Below are 5,654 nucleotides of genomic sequence, written 5' to 3' on the forward strand. Positions count from 1 at the left end.
CCGCGATGACATCCACGAAGCCTTCCTCAGCCTGGCCTGCGCGATCATCTGCTGGCGCCGACTCCGCAACCTCTCATTGAGTTAGGAGTTCTTAGACCTTGCGCGCGAGACCGCCGCATCCCTGGAAGTTCTCCGGATTGCGGTCTTCGTTCTCGGCGGGATCCGGTTCCCACAACGGGATCGGCACCACCCCCGGCGACTGGATCTCCATGCCGTCGAAGAACTGCACGACCTGCTCCGGATACCGGAACGTGAACGCAGGCAACGGCTGGTCGCCGTACATGGCACCGAAAAGCCCCACCGCGGCCAGCATGAACGGATCGCGGCACGTGTGCGAGAGCCCGAGATAGCTGCCCGGCGCCAGCGCGTCCACGTACGTGGCCAGCACCTTGTGCGGCTCCGCGGAGTCCGGGACGAAGTGCAGCACGTCCAGCACCAGGACCGCGACCGGCTCGGACAGGTCCAGCGTCGTGCGGACCTCCTCCGACTCCAGCACCTTCTCCGGATGGCAGAGATCCGCGCACAGGTACGAGACCCGCGGGTCGCCGGCGATGAGCTCGCGGCCCTCGCTCGCCACCGCCGGGTCGATCTCCACGTACACCACGCGCGCGCCGGGCGCGACGAGGTGCACGTTGCCCGCGGTGGGCAGGCCGGAACCGAGGTCGATGAACTGCCTGATCCCCAGCGCGGTCAGCCTGGTGACGACTCTGCCCAGGAACGAGCGGTGCGTGCGGCACAGGTAGGGCAGGTGCGGTGCCGCCGACACGAGGTGTGCCGCCAGTTCCTGGTCGGCCTCCGTGTTGTGGGTGCCGCCGAGCCAGTAGTCCCTGACGCGTGCGGTGTTGGGTTTCTCCGGACCGTTCACTCCCGGTGCCCAGATGGGGGTGGCCACGGGGACTAACTACCGGACATGGGCTTGGAGGCACACCAAGCCGACTGAAGATGTACCCGATCGAGGGAAGATCAGACTGGTTCTGCTCCTAAACAGGCGCAGTCTGCGCGACCAGGAATCCCACGACGTCGTCCAGCCGTCCGCGCCGCGCGAACGCCCTCCGCTGCCGTGCCGCGCCCGTGCCGTCGAGCAGCAACCGGTCGACGCCGTCGGTCACCATCCCGTAGTCGCCGGAGAACTCCAGCGCCGGCCGGATCCACCGCAGCAGCGACGCGGCGATCGCGGACGCGGGCGTCGGCGAGCCGGTCACCGGGTCGATTCCGAAGCCCTCCAGGCCATCGCGCGCCGCACGCCACATCGCGACCTTCAGCAGATGCGGGGGTATCGGTGCGGGCGCGGCGCCGGAACTCAGTGCGGTGGCGGCGATTCCGCGCACGAGGGCGGCCATCAGAACCGCCTCCTCGACCGTGGGCGCGACGTCGGACACGCGCAGCTCGAGCGTGGGATGGCGGGCGGACAGCCGGACGTCCCAGTAGAGCATCCCGGCGTCCATCGCCGCGCCGCTCGCGACGATCTCCTCCCTGGCCGCGTAGTACTCGGCCGCGGAGTCGAATTGCGGCGGCGCACCCGAAGTGGGCCAGCGGTTCCAGACCACGTAACGCCAGCTCGCGTAGCCAGTGTCGGCGTCGAGCCAGTACGGCGAGTTCGCGCCCAGGGCCAGCAGAGTCGGCAGCCACGGCCGCAGGTGGTTGCTCACGAAGATCTTCGACTCGTCGTCGGGCAGCCCCACGTGCACGTGACAGCCGCAGATGGCGAGGTCGTTGGTGAGCGCTCCCATCTCCTGCGCCATCCGGTGGTAGCGCGGGGAGTTCGTCAACGGCGTGGGCATCGTCAGGCCCAGCACGGGAGTTCCGGTCGCGGCGAGCCTGGCGTCGTGCCGCGCCGCCCGTTCGATCAACGCCCGGCGCGCGACGGCCAGCTCGTCGCGCAGCTCGCACATGTCGGTGCAGATTCCGCTGGCCGATTCCACCTGGTACTGCGCGATTTCAGGCTGCAGGTCGACCTGGTAGCGGTCGGCTCCGGCGAGCACCTCGTTGGCACGGTTGGCCAAATGCCCGGTCGATTCCTCGACGAGAACGAATTCTTCTTCCACCCCAACGGTGAGGAGGCCGTCCATGCTCGTGCGTTGCGCGGGTACCGATTGAGTTCTGCTGCCGACCTGCACGCCGAACCTCCTGTGCGCTGAGTAGCGACAACGATGCTATGAGTGATCAGCACGTCGCACAGGAGGCGTTCGGTTGTACTTGTTAACTCACCGCGCGTTGCGCGACACCCCTGAGCACGTCGCGTCGATCGGTACCCGGCCGGCCCATGACCCAACTCGACCCGGCGAGCGACTTCGCGTGCTCCTTGACTGGTGCCAGCAACCGCGACACCTCGCGATACGACCCCACTGATCCCGGGGCACAGATAAGGGTCGCAAGAGAGAGGGTGATGTGTCGTCCCTCCGCCGTGTACGGCTTGTCGAGCAAACGGGCACTCAGCGGCACCGTTTCGTCGAGCCCGGCGAGGACCAGGAAGTCGTCACCGCCGACGTGCCCGACCTGCACACCGGGGAACGCGTGCGCGACGTCCGCCAGGTCGTGCCCTATCTCGCGGATCAGGTCGTCACCGGCGGCGAACCCGACCGAGTCGTTCACCAGCTTGAAGCTGTCGACGTCCAGCCAGGAGACCGCGAAGATCTCACCGACCCCGATGCGCCGGTCGACCTCCCTCGCGATCGCGTCGCTGCCGGGAAGCCTGGTGAGCGGACTCAGCGCGGCCGCCTGTTCCACCTTGAGCTCGGCGACACCGCGCACAACGTCAGCCACGCGCACAACGCCCATGCACCGCTCGTTGTGGTCCACGACGATGAGGTCGTCGTTGGTGCGCTCACGGTTCGCGTGCGCCACCACGTCGAGCAGGTCGAGCGCCGACGACTCGGTGCCGATGATGTGCGGCTTGTCCGCCAGCCGCGCTGCCTCGCGCTTGGCATGCAGGGCGTGCCCGTACGGCCCGGTGACCGCGAGCAGGAACCGGTTGCGGTCCACTGACCACTTCGGGCGGCCTTCTTCGTCGACGAGCACGACACCCGTGATCGACGGTTGCGTGGCGAACACCTCGCGCACCTCGTCGCTCGTGGCGTGCTCGGGCAGCACGGTCGCGGGGTGCAGGAAGGCCGTGATCCGGGGACCGGTGTTGGTGCGCCGGATCTCCCCGGTCTCCGTGACCGCCTCGGGCGCGATGCGGGCGTTCACAGCCGGTCTTCGCTGCGGGGGCGCGAGCAGTTTGCCCTGCGCGTACCCCACCCCCAGCTTGCGCAGGTAGGTCAGCTCCGCCTCGGTCTCCACACCCTCGGCCACGACCTGACCGCCCGTGTACTCGCCGAGGTGCACCAACGACTTCACCAGCGCGCCACGCGCGGCGTCGCCGGGCAACGTGCGCACGATCTCGCGGTCGAGCTTGACGTAGTCGGGTGAGGCGCTGGTCAGCAGGCCGAGCGGCACGTCGCCCTCGCCCACGCAGTCGAGCGCGATCTTGAAGCCGTTGTTGCGCAGCGTCTGCATTCCGCGCGCGAGACGCGCGCGGTTGGCGCGTGAGTACGGCTCGCCGACCTCGATCACGATGCTGTCGGGGGAGCGGCCGGCATCCCTGAGCGCGCCGTAGAGCGGGCTCATGATCTCGGGCTTGTCCGCGATGGTGATCGCGAGCAGGTTGACGTGCAACGGCAGCATGAGGTCGAAGTCGGCCGCGGCACGGATGGCGCGACAGGCGAGTCCGACGTCGGCGTTCGCCAGGAGGCCGGCCTGGAAGGCGGCCTGGAGCAGATCCTGCACGCTGCCGTCGTGCGGCCGGGCCAGAGCCTCCACCGCGACGACGCCCCCGGTGTTCAGGTTGAACAGCGGCTGGAAGGCGAACCTGACGTCATCCAGCAATGCGGGCACATCTCAAATCGTGCCCGCGTCACTGACGGGCCCGAAAGAGGGTTAACCAGGTGTTCGCGAGGTTGGCGACGTTCCGCCATGGCACGGCTGCGCTCGGTGATCCGGTGCTCACGCTGGGAGTTTCCCGAAGAGCAGCTTCGTTTTGAGACGCAGTGGTGCCGCCCTGAACAAAGCGGCCATCGCGGCCGCCGTTCCTTTCACGTCCTCCCGGCCGGAGAGGTAAGCGCGCTGGTGCGTTCGGTCGAGCCGGAAGAACAGTTCGAAGAAGTCCCTGGTCTCGTCCGCGTCCATGCGCAGCAACGCTTCCAGGCCGAATCGCCTCAGCGCGTGCACTGTCCGGGCTTTGCGCGACCAGATGACGTGTTCGGGGTTCTCGCCGGCCTTGACGGCTTGCGCGACCTTCGGGGCGAGAGCGAGTGAGGTGGCGACGCTGTAGCCCGTTGCCGGGTGGATGAACCCTGCCGCCGCACCGAACGCGTTGGCTGCTCGTGAGGCGTCAAGAGGGAAGCGGACGCGCTCCTCTCGTGAGCCTGGTTCGAGCCGTGCGTGGAGTCTTCTTCTGAGTTCGCTGAGCGGCATGCCCGGACGGCGGGCCAGACAGGTCTCCTCGACGAGGGTGCGGTTGCCGCCGAGCGGGACCGTGTAGAGGAACGTGTCGCCGTTGCGCCAGTCCATCAGCGTCGTATCGGTGTTGTCCGACTCGATGACAGTGCCTACGGCCGTTTGCTCGGCACGGCCCTTGCGTGCGCCCGTGGCGTTGAACGTGTGGCGCGCTGCCGTTGGTGCGTTGAGGACCTGTACTTGTGGCGGCAGCTCGTGGAGCCGTGCGTTGTCCAGGACGACGTAGGTGCGTGGGATCAGGTGCTCCTCGCGCGCGTAGGCGCGAACAGTCGTGCTTTGTGCCTTGGTCGGTGTGCCCGGTGGGAGCTCGTCGGCCCACGCGCCGTAGGTCGCCGTGTAGACGCGGCGTGGGTGGCGGTCGACGATCGCCGTGTCCAGACCCTCGTGTGCGCAGGCGCGGGCGAGCGCGCGGCCGGCCGGGCCACCACCGATCACGAGCACGTCGAGCACAGGTCCATGATTGACGGTGTGGCCAAGACCTACCGCACGACCCTCATCCGTCGCGTCGGCAACGTCGTCATCAGTGGCGCCGTGTCGCTCGGAGTCGCGCCGTCCCACTACGTACTGCTGACCATCCCGGGACGACGCAGTGGTGTTCCGCGCACGATCCCCATCCGCCTGATGCTGCACGACGGGCAGGAGTGGTTCGTCGCGCCGTACGGAGTCCGCGACTGGGTGCGCAACGCACGAGCCGCCGGTTCTGCCGTCGTGCGAAGGGGACGTAGGTCACGTCAGGTTCGTTTGGTGGAGGTTTCCGCGGCCGTCGCGGCGCCGGTGCTGGCCGCTTACGTGCGGAAGGAGCCCGTGACGAGGCCTTTCTTCGACGCACGGGTCGGTGACCCCGTCTCGGCGTTCGAGGCGGAGGCTTCGCGGCATCCGGTCTTCCAGGTGGAGAACGCGCAGGTCAGCGGTAGTGCGGGGGCTTAGGTGACCCCCCGATTTGGAGATCGAAACACCCCCATGTAATGTTCTCCAAGTCAGAGCGACACGGGCCGGAAAACAAGCCGGAACGAGCCTGGCAACACAAAGCCCCGGAAGTAATCAGCCGAAAAGCTGACGTCACTGCGGTGAGCGCGTGTTCTTTGAGAACTCAACAGCGTGCCGATAACACAGCCAGTAATATATGAATTACCTCCTCGTCGAGGTAGTTCCTTTGA

The 5,654-nt window shown here is 67.6% G+C and carries 5 protein-coding genes; 1 reads left to right on the plus strand and 4 read right to left on the minus strand.

The features are described from left to right. Positions 1-91: 91 nt before the first annotated feature. From ABZ345_RS47280 to ABZ345_RS47295, 4 genes are all read right to left on the minus strand, one after another. Entirely contained in the window at positions 92-892 is an 801-nt protein-coding gene (locus tag ABZ345_RS47280; RefSeq protein ID WP_359862316.1) for an SAM-dependent methyltransferase, read from the minus strand. An 88-nt stretch (positions 893-980) separates the two neighbouring features. Continuing rightward, positions 981-2,069: a glutamate--cysteine ligase gene (locus ABZ345_RS47285; protein ID WP_359862318.1), complete on the minus strand. Its 1,089-nt coding sequence runs from the start codon at positions 2,067-2,069 to the stop codon at positions 981-983. Positions 2,070-2,199: 130 nt separating this feature from the next. Further along, entirely contained in the window at positions 2,200-3,876 is a 1,677-nt protein-coding gene (locus tag ABZ345_RS47290) for a GGDEF domain-containing protein (RefSeq protein ID WP_359862320.1), read from the minus strand. A gap of 108 nt (positions 3,877-3,984) precedes the next feature. After that, positions 3,985-4,947, minus strand: coding sequence for a lycopene cyclase family protein (locus tag ABZ345_RS47295; protein WP_359862322.1), 963 nt, complete (start codon positions 4,945-4,947; stop codon positions 3,985-3,987). Positions 4,948-4,953: 6 nt separating this feature from the next. Here ABZ345_RS47295 and ABZ345_RS47300 point away from each other — a divergent pair, with 6 nt between their 5' ends. Further along, positions 4,954-5,424: a nitroreductase family deazaflavin-dependent oxidoreductase gene (locus ABZ345_RS47300; protein WP_359862324.1), complete on the plus strand. Its 471-nt coding sequence runs from the start codon at positions 4,954-4,956 to the stop codon at positions 5,422-5,424. Positions 5,425-5,654 lie beyond the last annotated feature (230 nt).

The organism is Lentzea sp. NPDC005914, from assembly GCF_040629405.1.
GTDB lineage: Bacteria > Actinomycetota > Actinomycetes > Mycobacteriales > Pseudonocardiaceae > Lentzea.